Source organism: Pseudomonas sp. PF05 (genome assembly GCF_056521845.1).
In genome coordinates, this window is record NZ_JBWLPW010000006.1 from 205,652 (window position 1) to 226,840 (window position 21,189).

At 60.1% G+C, this 21,189-nt stretch carries 19 protein-coding genes and 1 pseudogene; 6 read left to right on the forward strand and 14 right to left on the reverse strand.

Going from position 1 to position 21,189, the window contains the following annotated elements:
- The first annotated feature begins 7 nt into the window (after positions 1–7).
- Both AC09SL_RS12790 and mdoH read left to right on the forward strand, forming a co-directional pair.
- On the forward strand, positions 8–1,777 hold the full coding sequence (locus AC09SL_RS12790) for a glucan biosynthesis protein G (RefSeq protein ID WP_058546449.1): 1,770 nt from the start codon (positions 8–10) through the stop codon (positions 1,775–1,777).
- Positions 1,770–4,340 carry a glucans biosynthesis glucosyltransferase MdoH gene (mdoH, locus tag AC09SL_RS12795; RefSeq protein ID WP_058546440.1) on the forward strand — a complete coding sequence of 857 codons (2,571 nt, stop codon included), beginning with the start codon at positions 1,770–1,772 and terminating at the stop codon, positions 4,338–4,340. The genes AC09SL_RS12790 and mdoH overlap by 8 nt, the downstream gene beginning before the upstream one ends.
- Before the next feature lie 94 nt (positions 4,341–4,434).
- Here mdoH and AC09SL_RS12800 read toward each other — a convergent pair whose 3' ends face one another.
- The gene (locus AC09SL_RS12800) at positions 4,435–5,358 is read right to left on the reverse strand and encodes a CgnE/CgnB domain-containing protein (RefSeq protein WP_058546439.1); all 924 of its coding nucleotides are present in this window, start codon (positions 5,356–5,358) and stop codon (positions 4,435–4,437) included.
- Positions 5,359–5,788: 430 nt separating this feature from the next.
- Between AC09SL_RS12800 and srmL the strand changes: the two genes are divergently transcribed.
- A complete protein-coding gene (gene srmL, locus AC09SL_RS12805; protein ID WP_058546438.1) occupies positions 5,789–6,931 on the forward strand; it encodes a PheS-related mystery ligase SrmL in 1,143 nt (380 codons plus the stop codon).
- Positions 6,932–7,025: 94 nt separating this feature from the next.
- Here srmL and AC09SL_RS12810 read toward each other — a convergent pair whose 3' ends face one another.
- The 11 genes and pseudogenes from AC09SL_RS12810 to ubiE all read right to left on the reverse strand — a co-directional run bounded on the left by AC09SL_RS12810 (position 7,026) and on the right by ubiE (position 16,646).
- On the reverse strand, positions 7,026–7,367 hold the full coding sequence (locus AC09SL_RS12810; protein ID WP_064106962.1) for a DUF6124 family protein: 342 nt from the start codon (positions 7,365–7,367) through the stop codon (positions 7,026–7,028).
- A gap of 1,191 nt (positions 7,368–8,558) precedes the next feature.
- Positions 8,559–10,475: a methyl-accepting chemotaxis protein gene (locus AC09SL_RS12815; protein ID WP_058543912.1), complete on the reverse strand. Its 1,917-nt coding sequence runs from the start codon at positions 10,473–10,475 to the stop codon at positions 8,559–8,561.
- Positions 10,476–10,605: 130 nt separating this feature from the next.
- Positions 10,606–11,313 (reverse strand): 16S rRNA (uracil(1498)-N(3))-methyltransferase, encoded by a 708-nt coding sequence (locus tag AC09SL_RS12820; RefSeq protein WP_058543911.1) that lies wholly within the window; start codon positions 11,311–11,313, stop codon positions 10,606–10,608.
- A complete protein-coding gene (tatC, locus tag AC09SL_RS12825; protein ID WP_058543910.1) occupies positions 11,310–12,107 on the reverse strand; it encodes a twin-arginine translocase subunit TatC in 798 nt (265 codons plus the stop codon). The genes AC09SL_RS12820 and tatC overlap by 4 nt, the downstream gene beginning before the upstream one ends.
- The gene (tatB, locus tag AC09SL_RS12830) at positions 12,104–12,523 is read right to left on the reverse strand and encodes a Sec-independent protein translocase protein TatB (protein ID WP_058543909.1); all 420 of its coding nucleotides are present in this window, start codon (positions 12,521–12,523) and stop codon (positions 12,104–12,106) included. Before tatB ends, tatC begins: the two co-directional genes overlap by 4 nt.
- A gap of 10 nt (positions 12,524–12,533) precedes the next feature.
- A complete protein-coding gene (locus AC09SL_RS12835; RefSeq protein WP_058543908.1) occupies positions 12,534–12,821 on the reverse strand; it encodes a twin-arginine translocase TatA/TatE family subunit in 288 nt (95 codons plus the stop codon).
- A 24-nt stretch (positions 12,822–12,845) separates the two neighbouring features.
- A complete protein-coding gene (locus tag AC09SL_RS12840; RefSeq protein ID WP_003186671.1) occupies positions 12,846–13,178 on the reverse strand; it encodes a phosphoribosyl-ATP diphosphatase in 333 nt (110 codons plus the stop codon).
- Complete coding sequence (gene hisI, locus AC09SL_RS12845; protein WP_003196931.1) at positions 13,171–13,569, reverse strand: phosphoribosyl-AMP cyclohydrolase; 399 nt, start codon at positions 13,567–13,569, stop codon at positions 13,171–13,173. Before hisI ends, AC09SL_RS12840 begins: the two co-directional genes overlap by 8 nt.
- Before the next feature lie 81 nt (positions 13,570–13,650).
- Complete coding sequence (gene ubiB / locus AC09SL_RS12850; protein ID WP_058543907.1) at positions 13,651–15,255, reverse strand: ubiquinone biosynthesis regulatory protein kinase UbiB; 1,605 nt, start codon at positions 15,253–15,255, stop codon at positions 13,651–13,653.
- Positions 15,252–15,876 (reverse strand): annotated as a pseudogene (locus AC09SL_RS12855) (ubiquinone biosynthesis accessory factor UbiJ). Before AC09SL_RS12855 ends, ubiB begins: the two are co-directional and overlap by 4 nt.
- The gene (gene ubiE, locus AC09SL_RS12860) at positions 15,876–16,646 is read right to left on the reverse strand and encodes a bifunctional demethylmenaquinone methyltransferase/2-methoxy-6-polyprenyl-1,4-benzoquinol methylase UbiE (protein WP_003196937.1); all 771 of its coding nucleotides are present in this window, start codon (positions 16,644–16,646) and stop codon (positions 15,876–15,878) included. The pseudogene AC09SL_RS12855 and the gene ubiE overlap by 1 nt, the downstream one beginning before the upstream one ends.
- 155 nt (positions 16,647–16,801) lie before the next feature.
- On the opposite strand from ubiE, the gene AC09SL_RS12865 reads away from it, so the two are divergent.
- From AC09SL_RS12865 to AC09SL_RS12875, 3 genes are all read left to right on the forward strand, one after another.
- Positions 16,802–17,077: a polyhydroxyalkanoic acid system family protein gene (locus AC09SL_RS12865; RefSeq protein ID WP_058543906.1), complete on the forward strand. Its 276-nt coding sequence runs from the start codon at positions 16,802–16,804 to the stop codon at positions 17,075–17,077.
- 260 nt (positions 17,078–17,337) lie between these two features.
- Positions 17,338–17,760, forward strand: a complete 423-nt coding sequence (locus tag AC09SL_RS12870) for a phasin family protein (RefSeq protein ID WP_058543905.1) — start codon at positions 17,338–17,340, stop codon at positions 17,758–17,760.
- Between the two features lie 10 nt (positions 17,761–17,770).
- Positions 17,771–18,664, forward strand: a complete 894-nt coding sequence (locus AC09SL_RS12875) for a phasin family protein (RefSeq protein ID WP_064106961.1) — start codon at positions 17,771–17,773, stop codon at positions 18,662–18,664.
- Positions 18,665–18,792: 128 nt separating this feature from the next.
- On the opposite strand, the gene AC09SL_RS12880 is transcribed toward AC09SL_RS12875, so the two are convergent.
- The gene (locus AC09SL_RS12880) at positions 18,793–19,413 is read right to left on the reverse strand and encodes a TetR/AcrR family transcriptional regulator (RefSeq protein ID WP_058543904.1); all 621 of its coding nucleotides are present in this window, start codon (positions 19,411–19,413) and stop codon (positions 18,793–18,795) included.
- 60 nt (positions 19,414–19,473) lie between these two features.
- Complete coding sequence (gene phaC, locus AC09SL_RS12885) at positions 19,474–21,156, reverse strand: class II poly(R)-hydroxyalkanoic acid synthase (RefSeq protein ID WP_058543903.1); 1,683 nt, start codon at positions 21,154–21,156, stop codon at positions 19,474–19,476.
- Positions 21,157–21,189: the final 33 nt, after the last annotated feature.

The following is a 21,189-nucleotide window of genomic DNA, read 5'->3' on the forward strand; positions in this document are numbered from 1 at the left end:
GTTGCTCGTGATTGTTAGTCCCTGTAATGCACCAAAAATGACTGCCAAACGGTTTAGACGCGCTTTGGTAGCGGGCTCGGCCCTGCTTTGCCTGTTCGGCGCAGGCCAACTGTGGGCATTCAGCCTCGATGATGTATCGGCGAAGGCTCAAGAACTGGCCGGGCAAAAATTCGAAGCCCCGCGCAGCAATCTGCCGAATGAATTCCGCGATATGAAATTCGCTGACTATCAAAAAATCCGTTTCCGCACCGAAAAGGCCGAATGGGCCGACCAGAAGACGCCGTTCAGGCTGTCCTTCTATCACCAGGGCATGCATTTCGACACGCCGGTGAAAATCAACGAAATCACCGCGACCACCGTCGATGAGATCAAGTACGACCCGTCGCGCTTCGATTTCGGCGACGTGAAATTCGATCCCAAGGCTACCGAGCAACTGGGCTACGCCGGTTTTCGCGTGTTGTACCCGATCAACAAGGCAGACAAGCAAGACGAAATCATGACCATGCTGGGCGCGAGCTACTTCCGCGTCATCGGCAAGGGCCAGGTCTATGGCTTGTCGGCTCGTGGCATGGCCATCGACACCGCGTTGCCATCAGGTGAAGAGTTCCCACGCTTTCGCGAATTCTGGATCCAGCGTCCGAGACCGACCGACAAGCACCTGGTGATCTTCGCCCTGCTGGATTCGCCGCGGGCCACTGGCGCCTATCGGCTGATCTTGCGCCCGGGCACCGACACTATCGTTGACGTGAAGTCGCGCGTGTTCCTGCGTGATCGCGTCAACAAGCTTGGCATCGCCCCGTTGACCAGCATGTTCCTGTTTGGCGCCAACCAACCGTCCAAGGTGCTGAACTACCGTCGCGAACTGCACGATTCCAGTGGCCTGTCGATCCATGCCGGTAACGGCGAGTGGATCTGGCGCCCGCTGAACAACCCGAAACACCTGGCCGTGAGCAACTTCTCGGTAGAAAACCCGCGTGGTTTCGGCCTGCTGCAACGGGGGCGTGACTTCAGCCATTACGAAGACCTGGATGACCGCTACGACAAGCGTCCAAGTGCCTGGATCGAACCTAAAGGCGATTGGGGCAAGGGGTCGGTCGACCTGGTAGAAATTCCGACCGCCGACGAAACCAACGACAATATCGTTGCTTTCTGGAGCCCGGAAAAACTGCCGGAGCCAGGCCAGCCGCTGGACTTCAGCTACCGCCTGCACTGGACCCTCGACGAAGCCAGCCTGCACTCGCCTGACAGCGCCTGGGTCAAGCAGACCCTGCGCTCCACCGGTGACGTGAAGCAGTCCAACCTGATTCGTCAGCCGGATGGCAGCGTGGCCTACCTGGTGGATTTCGAAGGTCCGTCCCTGCAAGCGCTGCCGGAAGACGCCGATGTGCGTAGCCAGGTGAGCGTCGGCGAAAACGGCGAGATCGTCGAGAATAGCGTGCGCTACAACCCTGAAACCAAGGGCTGGCGCTTGACCCTGCGGTTGAAGATCAAGGATTCGAAACAGGCCACCGAAATGCGCGCGGCGCTGGTTCGTCCATTGACGCCTGTCGAAGCCCCGGCCGCCTCGCACTCCGTGACCACGACCCTGGCCAAGGCCGATAAGGTTGCCCGGCAGCAGACCGAAAGAGAACTCGCCCAAGAAAAAGCGAAAGACGAAGCCAAGGCCGTCAAGACGGCGGACGCTGCTGTTGAACCGACCCCAACCCAGCAGGAACCGGAACCGACTGAACAAGTCCTGACCGAGACCTGGAGCTATCAGTTGCCAGCCGATGAGTAATACTCCAGTACAGCCAGAGACGCTCAGCGAGTACCTGGCCCATTTACCCATGACCGACGAGCAGCGCGCCGAACTGGCGGGCTGCAAGTCCTTCAGCGAATTGCACGAACGCCTGTCCTCCTCGACCTTTGACGCGCCTGCCGAGGCGGCGCAAGCTTCGGTGGGCCGCCGGCTGACCCTGAGCACTGCCGAAGAGCTCGAGGACGCCGAAATGCTGGGGCTCGACACCAGTGGTCGGGTGTGCCTGAAAGCCACGCCGCCCATTCGTCGGACCAAGGTCGTGCCGGAGCCGTGGCGCACCAATATCCTGGTGCGCGCCTGGCGGCGCCTGACCGGTCGTACCAACCCGCCGAAGCCGCCCAAGGATGAGCGCGTGCTGCCCCATGCACGCTGGCGTACCGTGGGCTCGACCCGCCGCTACATCCTGCTGATATTGATGCTTGGCCAGACCATCGTCGCCGGCTGGTACATGAAAGGCATCATGCCGTACCAGGGCTGGTCGTTCGTGGACCTGGAAGAAGTCCTGCATCAACCGCTGTTGCAGACCGCCACGCAGGTGCTGCCCTATGCGCTGCAAACCAGCATCCTGATTCTGTTCGGGATCCTGTTCTGCTGGGTCTCGGCAGGTTTCTGGACGGCGCTGATGGGCTTTCTCGAATTGCTCACCGGCCATGACAAATACCGTATTTCCGGTGCCAGCGCCGGCAACGAACCGATTCCCAAGGACGCCCGCACCGCCCTGGTGATGCCGATCTGCAACGAAGACGTGCCACGGGTATTCGCCGGTTTGCGCGCCACGTTCGAGTCTGTGGCCGCCACCGGTGACCTGGATCGCTTCGACTTCTTCGTGCTCAGCGACAGTAACGAAACCGATATCTGCGTCGCCGAACAACAGGCCTGGCTGGACGTCTGCCGTGAAGCCGGTGGCTTCGGCAAGATCTTCTATCGCCGCCGTCGCCGTCGCGTGAAGCGCAAGAGCGGCAACCTCGACGACTTCTGCCGTCGTTGGGGCAGCGACTACAAGTACATGGTCGTGCTCGACGCCGACAGCGTCATGAGCGGTACGTGCCTGACCAGCCTGGTGCGCCTGATGGAAGCCACGCCGGACGCCGGCATCATCCAGACCGCGCCACGCGCCTCGGGCATGGACACGCTGTATGCGCGCATGCAGCAGTTCGCCACCCGGGTGTACGGTCCGCTGTTTACTGCCGGCCTGCACTTCTGGCAGTTGGGTGAATCCCACTACTGGGGCCACAACGCGATCATCCGCATGAAACCGTTCATCGAGCACTGCGCCCTGGCGCCGCTGCCCGGTAAAGGCGCGTTCGCCGGTGCCATCCTGTCCCACGACTTCGTCGAAGCTGCGCTGATGCGCCGCGCCGGCTGGGGCGTGTGGATTGCCTATGACTTGCCGGGCAGCTACGAAGAGCTGCCGCCGAACCTGCTGGACGAACTCAAGCGTGACCGTCGCTGGTGCCACGGCAACCTGATGAACTTCCGGCTGTTCCTGGTCAAGGGCATGCACCCGGTGCACCGTGCGGTATTCCTGACCGGCGTGATGTCCTACCTGTCGGCGCCGCTGTGGTTCTTCTTCCTGGTGCTGTCCACTGCGTTGTTGGCAGTGAACACGCTGATGGAGCCTCAGTACTTCCTTGAGCCGCGCCAGCTCTATCCGTTGTGGCCACAATGGCACCCGGAAAAGGCCATCGCCCTGTTCTCCACCACTATCGTGCTGCTGTTCCTGCCCAAGCTGCTGAGCATTGTGCTGATCTGGGCCAAGGGTGCGAAGGAGTTCGGCGGCAAGTTCAAGGTGACGCTGTCGATGCTGCTGGAGATGCTGTTCTCCATGCTGCTGGCGCCGGTGCGGATGATTTTCCACACCCGCTTCGTGCTCGCCGCATTCCTGGGCTGGGCCGCAACCTGGAACTCGCCGCAGCGTGACGACGACTCCACGCCATGGAGCGAAGCGGTCAAGCGCCACGGTCCGCAAACCTTGCTGGGCTTCTTCTGGGCCTTGCTGGTGATCTGGCTGAACCCAAGCTTCCTGTGGTGGCTGGTGCCGATCGTCGGGTCGCTGATGCTGTCGATCCCGGTATCGGTGATTTCCAGCCGCGTGGGCCTGGGCTTGAAGTCCCGTGATGAAAGCCTGTTCCTGATCCCTGAGGAATACGCACCGCCACAGGAGCTGCTGTCGACAGACCAGTACACCCATGAAAACCGTTGGCATGCGCTCAAAGACGGTTTCATCCGGGCGGTGGTCGATCCGCAACAGAATGCCTTGGCGTATGCGTTGGCAACCTCGCGTCACGGCAAGGCCGAGCCGATCGAATGGCTGCGGGTCGAACGTGTTCGTCACGCCCTGAAGGTCGGCCCGGCCGGTCTCAGCAACGCCGAGCGACTGGCCCTGCTGAGCGACCCGGTCGCCCTGTCCCGCCTGCATGAGCAGGTCTGGAGCGAGGCTCATCCGGAGTGGCTGGCGGCGTGGCGTGAGTCGGTCAAGGCCGATCCCCATGCACCGCTGTTGCCGCTACAGCCGGTGAGCGCACAGCCTCAGGTGGCCTGATACGCAAAAAGCCCCGCTTCTGGAAGGAAGCGGGGCTTTTTGTTGGCTTGAGGGTTTGTGCCTGGGACTTCCGGATTTCGAGCGACCAGCGTTGTTAAACAACTGGGGTGACATTGACGTCTGGACTGAGGAAGTCAATGTGAAAACCGCTGGAGCCATCTCCGATAGCTAAATGGACACCGTTGATACCCTCATTCATTTGAGAGTTCACCTTGTAATCTATGAAGGCTGCTATTTCTTCGTTGACGCCGATGGCGAATTCGGTCAGTCCGAGTCCTCGAACCCCGGCAGCTGATTTCAAGGTTTCGATATGTTCCTCGTTGTCGGCTTGTAGGGACGTGACCTTGTTTTCCACGACTGTCAGCCACCCCCCCGCCTTGGCTATCGAATCTGATAACTGTTCGAGCATGACTCGAATGTTATCAGGTAGTTGTGGATTGGCTTTTCTTAATACCGTTAAGATTCCAGAAATCTTAAGTTTTCCGTTCAAGCAAAACGGACAGCTTTCATGGATATTCATGTGGGCATAGTGCACTTCGAAGAACTCGGCTGCTGAGTGTATGAAATTCTCTGAAACGTCTTCCTCTATCAACGCGTAGGGTTCTGCTTGGCAGCGGAGTGTGACTATTCCGGAAGTGCCTTCGCCTGATAGGAAGAATGAGCCATGGGAGTTAAGCATGTTTAAAAAGAAACGCTGTCTTTCTAATGATTTTTTGAAATCGCTGTTAAGCAGTAAATGCAAACTGTAGTTCGCGCTTCTGAAAGACGGATCAAAGACCTGTGCTGCGCAGAAAACGCTTTTCTTGACTGGGGTGGCCTTGGCAATCTCCAATGTGAGCTTGGCCGCGGTATTGCTGAACGAGAAAATTATGCTATTTCGAGGAAGAGTGCTGAGCTCGTGAATGTGCGCTGTGTTCAATCCTTGATGACTGCACTCATCAAGGAATTCTTGTGAGTCTGCGATAACCCAGAATTCTTCTTCTCCAAAAAGTGTGTGGATATTGGTCATGGATGACATGGGGTGCTCCTGGATAGGCGGACGGCATGTACATGCCGTCCGCTGGTTAGCGGAAGTCAGTCCTCCGTGTAGGCCCAAGCCAATGGAGCCCATCCAAAGTTTTCCGGGCCCGAGCTCAGGCGACTCAGTTTCTCTGATGTATCTATTTGCTGTTCCATATGTACCCTCCTTTTTGTTGGGAACCCCTTTGTCGAACAGGGGAGGTCTATTAATTCAAGTTTTTCTAAAATTTGGAATGGATTTGTTGGAGGGTTATTAGAATGAATCGTGCTGTTTTTTGTCGGTCGTCTGTGAATAGGTTATTTGTGTGGGAAGTGTCTGTAGCGGATTTCTGAAATTTAAGTAAATGACTCTCTGACATTGTTTTGGTGGTCTAGTGTTGATAGGTTTTATTGCTATCCGTTTGAGGTTTTAAACTGAGGGGTCGGAAATGGCAGGTACAAAAAAATATTTGTCTGATGCAGCTCTCCAGCAGGCGCTGTCCGTAACAGACCTGACGGAAACACCCGTCCATGCGGTTCGGCTGATGGTTAATGAAATTGTCGAGGGATTGATCCGTAGAGGCTGGCCTCGGGCACGTATTCAGACTGGCCCGCGTATCGTATCTGCTGAAGAAAACTATGGACTGCTAGGCTACGACCCGGCAGAGATCACCTTGGGCAGTGAACACACTCGCTGGGTGAGCGAACATTCGCTACTGCGCACGCAAACCACCAGCCAGATTCCCGCCGCCCTTCAACGGGCTGCTCAAGAGCGCAAGAAGGGGGCGATGATCCTGCTGGCCGCTCCGGGCATCACCTTTCGCCGCGACAGTCGGGATAGATGGCATTGCGCTGAACCGCATCAAATGGATATTTGGGTTCTGGGCGATCCAGAACTTTCGGATCGCGAGCATCTGTTGCGTCTGGTCGGCGATATTCTCGGCGCCGCGGTACCCGATAAACCTTGGGTCTACAGCGACAGCCCGCATCACTACACCGAGGGCGGAATCGAAGTGAATGTATTGAACGACGGCGCCCATGTTGAAGTACTCGAATGTGGCCTTATCGCCACTTCGCTGCTGCGGCGATTAGAAATTGATCCTCGGCGCCATGGTGGACTGGCGTTGGGAATGGGCCTGGATCGGCTGACGATGCTACGCAAGGGCATTCCAGATATCCGTTTGTTGCGTGACTCTAACGAGCGGGTGCAGGCCCAAATGCAAGATCTGCGGCCGTGGAACGCCGTTTCGCGCTTGCCTTCGATTTCTAGGGATATTTCGGTGGCGGTGTCTCCTGGATTGAGTGAGGAGGTGCTGACTGAAAGGATGCTGCAGGCGGCCGGGGACTGTTCTGGCTGGATCGAGGAAATGCAGATCAAAGGACGTTGGGTCTCGTCTGAATTGCCCCCCCAAGCTATTGAGCGGCTCGGCCTTCTGGCCGATCAGGAGAATGTTCTACTGCGCGTCGTACTGCGTGATTGTTCTCGGTCAATCACGACTGCGGAGGCCAATGCTTTGTATGAAAGGATTCAGTCGGCGTTGCACGAGGGCGCTCCGGGAGCAGGGTACAGAATGGATTTGACGGTACGTTAATGCACTCGCCAATTGTGCTGGTTGCGTCTCCCAGATAAATCAAAATAGCCCCGCTTCTGAAAGAGTGCGGGGCTATTTATTGTGGCGATGTCGGTCAATGTTGTGGATTGATGCTATCCAACATCCGGTTTGCCAATAACCTGCTCAGTTCGATCAGTTGCTGAATGCCGAAGGCAACGTGGCGCCGCGAGCCTTTCAGGTCGAACGCGAGGTCGCTGACCATGGCATCGGCTGAGGCCAGGTTTTCACTGAGGTTGGCCAGCAGGCTTTCGGTGTCGATGTCGTCGATGACGGTGAAGAGTTGGCCTGGCGACGCTTTCTTCCCGGATTTGGCCTGTTTGGGATTCAGGTAGTCATCGAGCGTGCGATCGATGGCTTCTTGGATTTTCTTGGGGTCGGTTTCTGGTTCTGGAGGGTTGGGTGTGACTTTGTACATAGTGACGCTCCTAGGGTAATGGAGCCGCCAGATATCGCTGCTAAACGAGAATGGTGGCGACTGTACGCGGGTTAGCAGACCGGGACCCTAGAACCCGGCAGACCCTAAGGTCTCCCACGCACAACCGCCATGACAAAGATGCGCAGGCGCTGAAGCCTGCTCACGCATGTGGAGAGTGTACGTCTAGGATTGTCCAGGCTGCTAAACCCGATCGCTGAACTGACAGCGACCCGCAAACGTTAGAGCCCAGGGCCAAGGCGCACAAGCCGGCGGATTCTGGCGTAGTTGTAGGCAATGGCGCAAGGCTCCGTAGCCTTGGGATGACGGATTGTGGGACGCAGGTATTTTTGTATGTATATCCGTTATTTAGGTCACGGCTGCTGACGGTTCCGCTCTTACAGCGGCTCACTTTTGAGAAGCGCAAAAGTAAGCAAAACGCTTTATGCCCCACCACTTGGCACCTCGCCTAGGCTCGGTGTGCCCTCACTCCGGCATTGCTCCGTGGGCCCGCCGCGAAGGGCCATCCATGGCCCAGCGCGGCTATCCCGGCATCCATGCCGGGATGCCCACTCCACAATGCCTGCGTTCGGCCAGCGTGGTTAACGGGGCGCCAAGATCAACATCCACGACGAGGCGGCCTGGTAGCCGACCTGGCTCTCCCGGTCATACACCCGTCAGATCTGTGGGAGCAAAGCTCGCTCGCGAGGCGGCCTGACAGCCGGCTTGGTTCTCCCGGTCGTACTCCGAGCCAATTAATGTGGGAGCGGGCTTGCTCGCGAAGACGGCGGCACATCCAATACTGATGCAAACTGACCCACCGCTTTCGCGAGCAAGCCCGCTCCCACAGGAGGAACGCGGTCCCCATCAAGAACCAGGTCGGCTACTAGGCCGCCTCGTGGTGGACGTTGATCTCGGGCGCCCCGTTAACCACGATGGCCGAACGCAGGCATTGCGCAGTGGGCAACCCGGCATGGATGCCGGGTTAGCCGCGCTGGGCCATGGATGGCCCTTCGCGGCGGCCCACGGAGCAATACCGGAGTGAGGGCATGCCGAGCCTAGGCGAGGCACCAAGTGGTGGGGCAGAAGCGTTTTGCTTACTTTTGCGCTTCTCAAAAGTGAGCCGCTGTAAGAGCGGAACCCTAAGTAGCCGTTACCTAAATAACGGATATACCCACGAAACCAATACCCAAATCAAACCCGAAACCGCCCCACCAACGTCTGCAAATGCACCCCCAACCGCGCCAGCTCAGCACTGGAGGCCGCAGTCTCTTCACTGGACGACGCCGTCTGCTCCGACACATCACGCACATTCAGCACACTACGGTTGATCTCCTCAGCCACTGCGCTCTGCTGCTCGGCTGCCGCCGCGATCTGCTGGTTCATCGACTGGATCGCCGAAACCGTACGGGTGATGTTCTCCAACGAGCCCCCGGCGCGGCGGGTCAGCTCGACGCTGTTGTCGGTCAGGTTGCGACTATTGTCCATGATGGTCGCGACCTGCTGGGTGCCCGATTGCAGGCCGACGATCAGCTCTTCGATTTCTTCAGTGGACTTCTGGGTGCGCTGCGCCAGGCTGCGAACCTCATCGGCCACGACCGCAAAGCCACGTCCGGCTTCCCCTGCGCGGGCCGCTTCGATGGCGGCGTTGAGGGCCAGCAGGTTGGTTTGCTGGGCCACGGACTTGATCACGTCGAGCACGCTGCCGATCTTGTCGCTTTCACGCTTCAGGTCGCCCATCGCGGCGGTGGAGTTGCCCACTTCGAGGGCCAGGCGTTCGATCTGGGCGATGGCTTCGCCGACCACTTTTTCACCTTCGCGCGCCTGCTGATCGGCGGCGACGGCGGCTTCGGAGGCTTCCTCGGCGTTGCGGGCGACTTCTTGCACCGTAGCGGTCATTTCATGCATGGCGGTGGCCACCTGATCGGTTTCCACTTTTTGGCTGTTGACCCCGGCGCTGGTCTGCTCGGTCACGGCCGAGAGTTGTTCGGCGGCGCTGGCGATCTGGGTAACACCTTCGCCTATGCCACCGATCAATTGCCGCAGGCCCACGGTCATGCTTTGCATGGCGCGTTGCAATTGGCCGAGTTCGTCGCGGCGTTCTGAGGTGAGATTGTGGGTCAGGTCGCCGGCGGCCACGCGCTCGGCGACCTTCAAGGTTTCGCCGAGTGGACCGACGATCTGCCGGGTGATGAACAGGGCAGCGATCACGCCAAACAGCAGCGCCAGGGCGGCGGCGGCGATCAGGACAGACTTGGCCTGGCCGGTATCATGGTCACGCACGGCCGTCTGGGATACGGTGAGCTTCTGGCTGGAGTCGATCAGTACCTTGCCTTGCTCACTCATTCGTTGCAGTGCTGCACCGTTATCCAACTGGGAGTCGCGGAACTGGCTGACCGCCGCGCGATAGACGTTCATCGAGTCGCTGGCTTGTTGGAGGGTATCGGCGTGTTCCTCGGGTAGCTGGGCCGGCAAGCGTGCCAGTAGCTTCAGGACATCGGTGATAGCATCGATGGCCGGCTGCTGGGCCTCGCTTTTTCCGCTGTAGGTGTAGCCGCGAACCTGATAGCGCGCCTGTTGGATCGCCTTGCTCAGGGCCACCACACTGTTGAACTGGGTTATATCACCGCTTTGCAGCGAGGCTTTTTCCACCTTGGCGACGTGGGCCACGGCGTTGTCGGCGCTGGCGCCGAGCTTGCTGCGGGCGTCTTCGCGGCTGACGGTGGCGCTGGTCATCAGGGCGAAGGCGCTTTTGTATTCGGCGACGGCGGCCAGTTGCGCATCGATCAGCGCCACATCGGCCGGTTGTTCGATCAATTGGCGAGCAGTCTGCAGGCCCTCTTCGAGCTTGGCCAGCAGGTCGTTGACCTGTTGTGGCCCTTTCTCGCCCCGCGTGGTGCTGTAGTCGATGCTGGCCAGGTTCAAGTCTTTGCTCAAGTCGTTGAGACTGGCAATGAACCCCAGTTTGTCACCCCGACTGATGACATTGCCCAGGCCGGACCAACCGGTGAATGCAATCATCAAGGTGAGGAATAGCACCAGGCCGAAGCCTGCGCCGAGTTTGCGATTAACGCTTACGTTTCCCAAGCCTTGGGCAAGCCACCGGACCATGCTGATACTCCTTTGGAGCGTTGTATTGGTTTTATGGGGACTATATCGGCGGCTTGGGCGGGATCTGTAGAAATGAGCTCAGGAATCTCGAAGTGGGTTGTTTGTGGCGAGGGGAAAGCAGCGATACCTCTCAGAACAACCGCGAAAGCAGCGCTGCAACCGCCGTCTCGACCCGCAGGATCCGCTCGCCCAGCTGCACCGGTTGCAGGCCGGCCTTGGCCAGCAGGTCGATCTCGTATGGAATCCAGCCGCCTTCCGGGCCGATGGCCAATGTCACCGGTTCGGTCAGTGCGCGAGGGCAGGGCGGGTAGTTGCCGGGGTGACCGACCAGGCCCAAGGTGCCGTCGGTCATGGCCGGCAGGCGGTCTTCGACGAAGGGTTTGAAGCGTTTTTCGATGATGATTTCTGGCAGTACGCTGTCCCGGGCTTGTTCCAGGCCCAGGATCAGTTGCTCGCGGATGGCCTCGGGCTCAAGGAATGGCGTCTGCCAAAAGCTCTTTTCCACGCGATAACTGTTGACCAGCACCACGCGTGGCACGCCCATGGTGGCAATGGTCTGGAACACCCTTCGGAGCATTTTCGGACGCGGCAGTGCCAACACCAGCGTCAGCGGCAACTTGGCCGGTGCCGGCTGGTCGAGAGTCACTTGCAGTTCGGCCTCGCGGGCTTCCAGGCGCAGCACCTGGGCCGTGCCCATCAACCCACCGATGCGCCCGACCCGCAGGCTGTCACCGACCGCGCAGCGATGGACTTCCTGCATGTGGGTCAACCGGCGATCACCCAGGATCACGCGGTCAGGCCCGATGAAGTCGGCCTCTTCGAGCAGCAGCAGGTTCACGCTTGGGTCGCTGGCGGCTGGTCGTTGTGGTCATCGGCTGGCTGTTCCTCGGGCTCTTCTTCCCGGCGCTTGCGCACCAGGCCACCGAACAGGATGCCGATCTCGAACAGCAACCACATCGGCACGGCCAGCAGGGTCTGGGAGAAGATGTCCGGCGGGGTCAGGATCATGCCGACCACGAAGCAGCCGATGATCACGTAGGGGCGGACCTTCTTCAGGTAGCTCACGTCAACCACGCCGATCCACACCAGCAGCACCACCGCCACGGGGATTTCGAACGCCACGCCGAAGGCGAAGAACAGCGTCATGACGAAATCCAGGTAACTGGTGATGTCGGTCATCATCTCTACGCCCGCCGGGGTTGCGGCGGCGAAGAACTTGAAGATCAGCGGGAACACCAGGTAATAGGCGAAGGCCATGCCGGTGTAGAACAGCAGGATGCTGGACATCAGCAGCGGCACGGCGATGCGTTTTTCATGCTTGTACAGGCCTGGCGCGATGAAGCCCCAGATCTGGTGCAGGATCACCGGGATCGCCAGGAACAGCGAGACCATCATCGTCAGCTTGAGCGGCGTCAGGAACGGTGACGACACGTCTGTGGCGATCATCGTTGCGCCTTCCGGCAGGTACTGGCGCAGCGGTGTGGAGACGAAGGTGTAGATCTGCTGGGTGAAGGCAAACAACCCGGCGAAGATGATGAAAATCGCCGCGACGCAACGCAGCAGGCGGGTGCGCAACTCGGTAAGGTGCGATACCAGCGGCATCGGCTGGTCGTTCTCTGGGATATTGCTCATGGGGCTCGCGACGGCAATGTAGGGTCGTTGGGCACTTCTGGCGTTGTCGCCGTCGGGGCGGGTTCCACCGGTTTGGCAGGCTCGGCCACCACGGGCGCCGGGTCATCCACCGGCACCTGTGGCGCAATCGTCGGCTCGACCGCAGGTTGGACCGGCGTCGGTTCCTGTTGGGTCGGCGTGAAGATTTTCCGCGCTTCTTGCTCCAGGGACAGAATATGTTCGTTGTGAAGTTGCCGACGGATGTCGTCGGCACCGATTTCACGTTCAACTTCCTGTTTGATCGCATTGAAGCTGCGCTTCAGGCGCCCGATCCACAGACCGGCGGTGCGCGCAGCACCCGGCAGACGCTCGGGGCCCAGTACCAGCAGGGCGACGAGGCCGACGAGCAGCAGTTCAGTGAAGCTGATCCCAAACATTAGTCAGTGCTCACGAGTCTTTGCGGGCGGGCTCTTCGACTTTCTGGGCCTGCACGTCGATGGTGTGCGGCGCATTCACAGGCTGGGCGGCCTGGGGGTGTACCGGTTGGGTCGGCTGCGCCGGTTGGCCAGGAGCCGCCGTCGGATCGGTCGGTTTTTCGTCATCGTTCATGGCTTTGCGAAAGCCCTTGATCGATTCGCCAACATCGGTGCCAAGGTTTTTCAGTTTCTTGGTACCGAATACCAACACCACGACGACCAGGATGACGATCCAGTGTTTCCAGTCAAAAATACCCATGGGACTATTCCTCTCAAAAGTTGATCAGGCAGACGGGCGCGAGGCTTTCTCGACGTGCCCGGACAGACCGAAGCGACGGTCCAGTTCATCCAGTACGGCCTGCGGATGCTGCCCCAGTTGGGCCAGCATGACCAGGCTGTGGAACCACAGGTCGGCGGTCTCGTAGATCACGTCGCTGCAATCGCCGCTGATGGCGGCGTCCTTGGCGGCGATGATGGTCTCGACCGACTCTTCGCCGACTTTCTCCAGAATCTTGTTCAAGCCCTTGTGGTACAGGCTGGCGACATAGGAACTGTCGGCCGCGGCGCCCTTGCGCTCTTCCAGCACCTGGGCCAGGCGGGTCAGGGTGTCACTCATGGGTATGTCCTGAATAAATGGCATGCGGGTCCTTGAGCACCGGGTCGACGGTTTTCCAGTCGCCGTTCTCGAAGACGCGATAGAAGCAGCTTTGACGGCCGGTGTGGCAGGCAATCTCACCGACTTGCTCGACCATCAGGATGATGACGTCGCCGTCGCAGTCCAGGCGCATCTCATGCAGGTGTTGGACATGCCCGGACTCTTCACCTTTGCGCCACAGCTTGCCACGCGAACGTGACCAATAAATGGCGCGGTTCTCGGCGGCGGTCAGGGCCAACGCCTCGCGGTTCATCCAGGCCATCATCAATACGCGCCCGGTCTTGTGGTCCTGGGCGATGGCCGGCACCAGGCCGTCAGCGTCCCATTTGATCTCGTCCTGCCAGTTTTTCATCTTTGACTCCGACCATGGGCCGCGCACCTGAGGACGGCGGGCCCAGCGTTGAAACAGTGTGCCAGCGTGAACCGGTGCTGGCTATCGGCGAACGACCAGATACAGACCGACCACCATCATGATACCGGCGGGCCAGTGACCCATTTGGCTCAGCGGCCCACCGGTCGCCAGCACCGCGCCGCCTCCCAGGTGAGCGGCGCCCAGCAGGCGCAACAGCCAGTCGTCCTTGCGGCGGTGCCATGGGGGCGCCGGGTCGTGGGCGTGGGGTTGGGACATGCGTTCGAGCAGGTCGCGGGTCATGTTGGCCAGGTGCGGGAGCTGCTCGAACTGGCTCTGCACGTTGCCCAGCAAGGTTTTGGGGCTGACACGCTCGCGCATCCAGCGTTCGAGGAACGGCTGGGCGGTGTTCCACAGGTCGAGGTCCGGGTACAACTGGCGGCCGAGACCTTCGATGTTCAACAGTGTTTTCTGCAACAGCACCAACTGTGGCTGGACTTCCATGTTGAAGCGTCGTGCAGTCTGGAACAGGCGCATCAGCACCTGGCCGAAGGAAATATCTTTTAATGGTTTTTCGAAGATCGGTTCGCACACGGTACGGATCGCCGCTTCGAATTCGTTGAGCTTGGTCTCGGCCGGCACCCAGCCCGAATCGATGTGCAACTGGGCGACGCGACGGTAGTCACGCTTGAAAAAGGCGAACAGGTTGCGCGCCAGGTAGTCCTGGTCTTCGGGGGTCAGGCTGCCGACGATGCCGCAGTCGATGGCAATGTATTGCGGGCTCCACGGCTGCACCGTGCTGACGAAGATGTTGCCCGGGTGCATGTCGGCGTGGAAGAAGCTGTCGCGAAACACCTGGGTGAAGAAGATTTCCACGCCGCGTTCAGCGAGCATCTTCATGTCGGTACGCTGGTCGGCCAGGGTCGCCAGGTCGGTGACCTGGATGCCGTAGATGCGCTCCATCACCAATACTTTCGGCCGGCACCAGTCCCAATAGACTTGCGGTACATACAGCAGCGGCGAACCTTCGAAGTTGCGACGCAACTGGCTGGCGTTGGCCGCCTCGCGCAGCAGGTCGAGTTCGTCGTAGATGGTTTTTTCGTAGTCCTGGACCACGTCCACCGGGTGCAGCAGGCGGGCATCGGCCGACAACCGCTCGGCGGCACGAGCGAGGATGAACAGCCACGCCAGGTCCTGGGCGATGATCGGCTTGAGGCCCGGGCGGATGACCTTGACCACCACTTCTTCGCCGCTCTTGAGCTGGGCGGCGTGAACCTGGGCGACGGAGGCCGAAGCCAGGGGCTCGACATCGAAACGGCTGAAGACTTCGCCGATCTTCTTGCCCAGTTGTTCCTCGATCAGCGCCACCGATACCTTGGAATCGAACGGCGGCACGCGGTCTTGCAACCGCATCAGTTCATCGGCGATGTCTTCGGGCAACAGGTCGCGACGGGTCGAAAGGATCTGCCCGAACTTGATGAAGATCGGCCCCAGGTCCTGCAAGGCCAGACGCAGGCGTGCACCGCGACTCAGGTCCAGGGGGCGCCGGGGGAACCAGCGCCACGGCAGCACGAAGCGCAGGGCCAGGAGAAACCAGGGCAGCGGCAGGGCGAACAGCAGGTCATCGAGGCGGTAGCGGATCACGACGCGCTGGATGCGCAACAAACGGCGGACGGCAAGCAGCTTCATGCGTTATCGCTTGGTTTCAAGGGATCGGGAAAGGCGCTCGAAACGCGCCTCGAGACGTTCCAGGTCAAGTTTGACCCGGTCCAGTTCATCAAAACGGGCTTGCGCTTCGCGTTGGCCTACGAGGGTACGCGATTCTTCGGCCAGGTATTCACTCAGATTCTGCCCCAGGCTGGCGAACCCCTGGCGATACCAGCGGCTGCGGCTGCGCAAATGGCCGCTGAGCAATTGGGTCGCCACCGGACCGATCCAGCGGGACACTTCGTATTCCCAGTCCAGCTCCAGGTCCTGGAGAATCGCCGCCAGCTCCAGCAGTACGCCGCTGTCGCCGTCCAGCTCCACGTCGGGGCTATGCAGCACCGCGGTCTTGTCCTTGCCCAGGGCCAGGTTCAGCAGGCTCGACGCCGGGGCGCGCAGCGTGCAGTCGGCCTCGGCTTCCCAGTGCGCGGCGAGCATCAGGCCTTCGTCGCTGGGCAGGATGAACAACCGCAACGCCGGGCTGCGGCAGTCGACGGCGATCACGCGGCCGCTCAAGCGCGCCAGGCGCGCGAGCGCCGTGCTGTCCAGGCGCAGCATCCGGTTGAGGCCGAGTTCGACGCTGGCGAGCAGGCCGGTGAGCAGCATCAGGGCTTGATACCGCGGTGCAGGGCGACGATGCCTGCGGTCATGTTGTGGTAGGTCACTCGGTCGAAACCGGCCTCGACCATCATCGACTTCAGGGTTTCCTGGTTCGGGTGCATGCGGATCGATTCGGCCAGGTAGCGATAGCTTTCCGAGTCGTTGGTGATCAGCTTGCCCATCAGCGGCATGAAGGCGAACGAGTAGGCGTCATAGGCCTTGGACATCAGCGCGTTGGTCGGCTTGGAGAATTCCAGCACCAGCAGGCGGCCACCGGGCTTTAGCACTCGCAGCATCGAGCGCAGGGCATCTTCCTTGTGGGTGACGTTGCGCAGGCCGAAGGCGATGGTCACGCAGTCGAAATGGTTGTCGGGGAACGGCAGCTTTTCAGCGTCGGCCTGGACGAACTCGACATTGCCGGCCACACCCAGGTCCAGCAGGCGGTCGCGACCGACCTTGAGCATGGATTCGTTGATGTCGGCCAGGACCACCTGGCCGGTCGGCCCGACGATGTGGGAAAACTTCTTCGTCAGGTCGCCCGTGCCGCCGGCGATGTCCAGCACGCGATTGCCGCTGCGCACGCCCGACAGTTCGATCGCGAAACGCTTCCACAGGCGGTGCATGCCGCCCGAGAGCAGGTCGTTCATCAAGTCATACTTGGCGGCGACGGAGTGGAAAACCTCAGCGACTTTTTCCGCTTTCTGGCTTTCCGGCACGTTCTTGAAGCCGAAGTGAGTGGTGGGTTCGGCATCGCTGCCTTTGCGCTGATCAGTCATATCGCGGTCACCAAAAAAGAATGCGGGACATTCTAATCCCGGTGGAGGGCTTTGTCTTGGCAAGGCTGAAGGTAAGATGGGCTACCGCCGGGACGTTTTGACGCAGCCAGGGTCTGAAACGTTCAGGCAAGTCCCGATAGAGCAGGAGTTACCCGATGGCCCGTATAACTGTTGAGCGTGCCCATGGCCTGGGCAAGGAAGCGGCACGAGAGAAAGCCGACAAGCTGGCGCAGAAGTTGTCCGACAGCTATGGCCTGGAGCCGCAGTGGGTGGGCGACACCCTGAAACTCAAGCGTTCCGGGGTCAAGGGCGAGGTGCATGTGGGCGATGACTCGATCCGCGTCGACGTGGAGCTGGGCATGTTGATGTCGGCCATGAGCGGCACGATCAAGACGGAAATCGAAAAGGCGTTGGATAAGGCGTTGGCCTGATTGATCGAAAGGAGGATGCAGCACTCAAGTTCACCCCCAAACTCTGTGGGCGCGGGCTTGCTCGCGAAAGCGTTGGACCAGTCAACATCAATAGTGAATGACCCACCGCATTCGCGAGCAAGCCCGCTCCCACATGAGGCCACTCGCTATCCAGTTTGTGTCAGTTGTTAGGGTGCCCTTTCTAATTATTGTCACTACTTTGTGCCTGAGCCCGTCCATGTGCGGGCAGTTCCTCAAACCTTTTTCGAGTGAGGTGCACCATGGCCAAAGTTATTCTGAAGAAAAAAACCGACGTTGAATCTTCCACGCTCGGCGACGTGAAAACGTACGCGCGCAAGATCTGGCTGGCTGGCCTGGGCGCCTACACGAAGGTTGGCCAGGAAGGCAGCGAGTACTTCCAGGAGCTGGTAAAGGCTGGTGAAGTTATTGAAACCAAAGGCAAAAAGAAAATTGCCGGGAAACTTGAAGCGGCCAACAGCGAATTGATTGAAGCCAAGAGCGACGTCAATACTTTCAAGGCCCGGGTTGAAGTACAACTCGATAAAGTCGAGAAGGTATTCGATGCCCGTGTTGCAAGTGCCTTGAATCGTATCGGCATTCCGTCTAAACATGACGTTGAGACACTCTCTGCTAAGCTCGATGAGCTGACAGCATTGCTCGAACGTGTCGCGCGTAAACATTAAGGAGAACGGGATGGCTGGCAAAAAAATCACAGAAAAAGAGGGCAGCTCGTGGGCCGGGAAGATTGAAAAGTATTCCCGCAAAATCTGGCTTGCTGGTTTAGGCGTGTACTCGAAGATCGACACTGACGGCAGCAAGCTCTTCGAGTCCCTGGTTAAGGACGGCGAAAAGGCCGAAAAACTCACCAAGACGGCAGTCGGCAAACAAGTCGATGCAGCCAAGGACTCTGCCGAGTCCGCCAAGTCGCGAATCGGCGGCGTGAAGGATCGGGCACTGGGCAAATGGGACGAACTGGAAGGGGCTTTCGACAAGCGCCTGAACAGTGCGATCTCGCGCCTGGGTGTGCCGAGCCGTAATGAAGTCAAGGCACTGCACAGCAAGGTCGACACCCTGACCAAGCAGATCGAAAAACTCACCGGCGCCAAAGTCGCACCGGTGGCGACCAAGACTGCAGCGGCCAAGCCGGCCGCTAAAACGGCGGCCAAGCCACTGGTCAAGGCTGCGGCAAAACCCGCTGCCAAACCTGCGGCGAAAGCAGCGGCCAAGCCTGCGGCTAAAACTGCTGCGGCCAAGCCTGCTGCCAAGGCGGCGGCCAAACCGGTAGCGGCTAAACCTGCGGCCAAAGCGGCAGCCAAGCCTGCGGCCAAACCCGCGGCTAAGGCGGCAGCCAAACCGGCAGCCAAGCCCGCCGCCAAGCCTGCGGTAAAAGCGGCGGCCAAACCCGCTGCGGCGAAAAAACCGGCCGTGAAAAAACCGGCCGCGCCGAAAGCCGCTGCACCGAAGGCGCCGACCGCGGCCGCCAAACCAACGGCCCCGATGAGCACGGCGAACTCTGCCGCTGCTCCGACCCCGGTCGCCACGCCAACTCCAGCGTCGGCTCCAACGACGCCTACCACCCAGTCCTGATTCTGCGGGACATGCAAAAACGCCCGGCCTGTGAAGGTCGGGCGTTTTTGTTTGTACGCAGGTCAACCTGTGGGAGCGAGCCTTGTGGGAGCAAGGCTCGCTCACAATGGATCTGCCACTGCCGGTGGTTACTCGTGTTCTTCCAGGTAGCGCAACGCCAGTTGCTCAGTCGCTACCTTGGTCGCGGGCGGCAGGTGTGGGGCCACCAGCATCATGATCTGGTAGACCACCAGCCGCACCTCGCCTTCGCGGTCCAGGATCCGCTGGTAGTCCAGGGAGAACAGCAAGGTCATGGTGATCTGCTCCACCAACTGACCCAGGGCCTGGGTGTCGCTGACCAGCAACCCCTGGGCCTTGAGCTGCGCCAGCAGTGAGGCGAGGGTACGCTTCAGGGCATTGAGCAACTGGCGGATGCCCTTGGCGAGCTTCGGCAGGCGCCCGGCCAGGTTCGACAGGTCCTGGAAGAGAAAGCGGTACTGGGCCAGGCGCTCGACGATCAAGTGCAGGAACAGCCAGTAGTCTTCCGGCGCCAACTGCACGTCTGACGGAGGGTCCAGCAGCGGTGCCAGTTCGCCCTGGAATCGCTCGAACAGCCCGAGGATCAGCGGTTCCTTGCCATGAAAGTGGTAATAGAGGTTGCCCGGGCTGATGCCCATTTCGTTGGCAACTTCCATGGTGGAGACGTTCGGTTCGCCCTTTTCGTTGAACAACTGCAGGGCACATTCAAGGATGCGGTCGCGGGTTTTCATCCGGTCTTCTTAATGATCAAGTCGTGCCACGGCCAATCGCCTGGCCGTGGGGTAAGGCTTTCAGCGCACGCGAACATAGGTGCCGGGAGCTGCGTCCAGGGGCGGGTAGTTCGCGTTGCCCAAGGTCATCTGGGTTTCGTGCTGGGCGCCGGAACGTTCCTGGATCCAGCCCAGCCATTGGGTCCACCAACTGCCATCGACGTGCTTGGCGTCGTGGTACCAGGCCCGTGGGTCGCTGCTCATTTTTGCGCTTTCGATGTAGTTGGCCTTGGGGTTGCCCGGCGGGTTGAGGATGCTCTGGACATGGCCGCTGTTGGAAAGCACGAAGCGTTTTTCGCCACCGAGCAGCAGCGTCGAGCGATACACCGCGTCCCACGGCGTGATGTGGTCATTGATGCCGCCCACACTGAAACTGTCCACTGTCACTTTCTGCAGGTCGATGGGTGTGCCGCACACTTCCAGGCCGCCGGGATGGGTCAGTGGGTTGTGCTTGAAGAAGTCCAGCAGGTCGCCGTGGTAAGCAGCCGACAGGCGGGTGCAGTCGTTGTTCCAGTAGAGGATGTCGAAGGCCGGTGGCTCCTTGCCCAGCAGGTAGTTGTTGATGAAGTAGGTCCAGATCAGATCGTTGGGGCGCATCCAGGCGAACACCCGGGCCAGGTCGCGGCCATCGAGGATGCCTTTCTGGTAGGAGCGGCGCTTGGCGGCTTCGAGGGTCTGCTCGTCGATGAACAGCGTGGCCTGGCTATCGATCTGGCTGTCCAGCAGGCTCACCAGGTAGGTGGCACTGGCGACCCGGCGTAGCTGGCGCTTGGCCTGCAGGTGGCCTTGCAGGGCGGCGATGGTCATGCCCCCGGCGCAGGCACCCATCAGGTTGACCTCGCGGGCGCCGGTGATCGCCCGGCAGACGTTCATGGCTTCTTCCACGGCCTCGACGTAGCTGGACAGGCCCCATTCGCGGTGGCGTATGTCAGGGTTGCGCCAGCTGATGATAAAGACCTGCAAGCCGTTTTTCAGGGCGTACTGGACGAAGCTGTTGGAAGGGCTCAGGTCGAAAATGTAGAACTTGTTGATCTGCGGCGGCACGATCAGCAACGGCTTGGCGTATTGCTTTTCACTCATGGACCGGTACTGGATCAGCTCGAGCAATTCGTTGCGAAACACCACCGCGCCGGGGGTGGTCGCCAGGGTCTTGCCGACTTCAAAGGCATGGGGTGTGGTTTGTCGCGGCAACCCGTCGTTGTGCAGCAGGTCGTCCACCAGGTGGCTGAGGCCTCGAACCAGGCTGGTGCCGCCGGAGTTGAACAGTTCCTTGACCGCCAGCGGGTTGAGCAAGGTATTGGACGGCGAAACGGCGTCGTTGAGCAGGGCGAAGGCGAAGTGGGCGCGGGCGCGGTCATCCTGGCTCATGGTGCTTTCGTCGATCCAGCTCGTCACCTGTTTCTGCCAGCTCAGGTAGGCCTGCAGGCTGCGGCGGTAGAACGGATTGAGCTGCCAGGTGGGGTCGGCGAAACGCTGGTCGTTGGGGTTGGTGGGGTGCAGGGTCTCGCCCAGCAGCACGCGACCCAGTTGACCGCCCAGCTTCAACGCATGCCGGGCACTGTGCACCGGGTTGCGCAAGCCGTGTACGGCAACGCTGCGCAAGGTGGACAGCAGGTCCCTGCCACGCAGGCCGGTGACCGCACTTTGTACGTTGATGAAGCTGGCAGGGGCGGGCATGGAACCCTTCGCCGGTTTGTCGCGCATGAGTCAACTCCTTCGTCATCAGGCAAAAAACAA

Excerpts from the sequence above, each read along its gene's own strand:
- mdoH (WP_058546440.1), top strand. The coding sequence starts at position 1,770 with ATGAGTAATACTCCAGTACAGCCAGAGACGCTCAGCGAGTACCTGGCC.
- AC09SL_RS12800 (WP_058546439.1), bottom strand. The coding sequence starts at position 5,358 with ATGTCATCCATGACCAATATCCACACACTTTTTGGAGAAGAAGAATTC.
- srmL (WP_058546438.1), top strand. The coding sequence starts at position 5,789 with ATGGCAGGTACAAAAAAATATTTGTCTGATGCAGCTCTCCAGCAGGCG.
- AC09SL_RS12810 (WP_064106962.1), bottom strand. The coding sequence starts at position 7,367 with ATGTACAAAGTCACACCCAACCCTCCAGAACCAGAAACCGACCCCAAG.
- AC09SL_RS12815 (WP_058543912.1), bottom strand. The coding sequence starts at position 10,475 with ATGGTCCGGTGGCTTGCCCAAGGCTTGGGAAACGTAAGCGTTAATCGC.
- tatC (WP_058543910.1), bottom strand. The coding sequence starts at position 12,107 with ATGAGCAATATCCCAGAGAACGACCAGCCGATGCCGCTGGTATCGCAC.
- tatB (WP_058543909.1), bottom strand. The coding sequence starts at position 12,523 with ATGTTTGGGATCAGCTTCACTGAACTGCTGCTCGTCGGCCTCGTCGCC.
- AC09SL_RS12835 (WP_058543908.1), bottom strand. The coding sequence starts at position 12,821 with ATGGGTATTTTTGACTGGAAACACTGGATCGTCATCCTGGTCGTCGTG.
- AC09SL_RS12840 (WP_003186671.1), bottom strand. The coding sequence starts at position 13,178 with ATGAGTGACACCCTGACCCGCCTGGCCCAGGTGCTGGAAGAGCGCAAG.
- hisI (WP_003196931.1), bottom strand. The coding sequence starts at position 13,569 with ATGAAAAACTGGCAGGACGAGATCAAATGGGACGCTGACGGCCTGGTG.
- ubiB (WP_058543907.1), bottom strand. The coding sequence starts at position 15,255 with ATGAAGCTGCTTGCCGTCCGCCGTTTGTTGCGCATCCAGCGCGTCGTG.
- ubiE (WP_003196937.1), bottom strand. The coding sequence starts at position 16,646 with ATGACTGATCAGCGCAAAGGCAGCGATGCCGAACCCACCACTCACTTC.
- AC09SL_RS12865 (WP_058543906.1), top strand. The coding sequence starts at position 16,802 with ATGGCCCGTATAACTGTTGAGCGTGCCCATGGCCTGGGCAAGGAAGCG.
- AC09SL_RS12870 (WP_058543905.1), top strand. The coding sequence starts at position 17,338 with ATGGCCAAAGTTATTCTGAAGAAAAAAACCGACGTTGAATCTTCCACG.
- AC09SL_RS12875 (WP_064106961.1), top strand. The coding sequence starts at position 17,771 with ATGGCTGGCAAAAAAATCACAGAAAAAGAGGGCAGCTCGTGGGCCGGG.
- AC09SL_RS12880 (WP_058543904.1), bottom strand. The coding sequence starts at position 19,413 with ATGAAAACCCGCGACCGCATCCTTGAATGTGCCCTGCAGTTGTTCAAC.
- phaC (WP_058543903.1), bottom strand. The coding sequence starts at position 21,156 with ATGCGCGACAAACCGGCGAAGGGTTCCATGCCCGCCCCTGCCAGCTTC.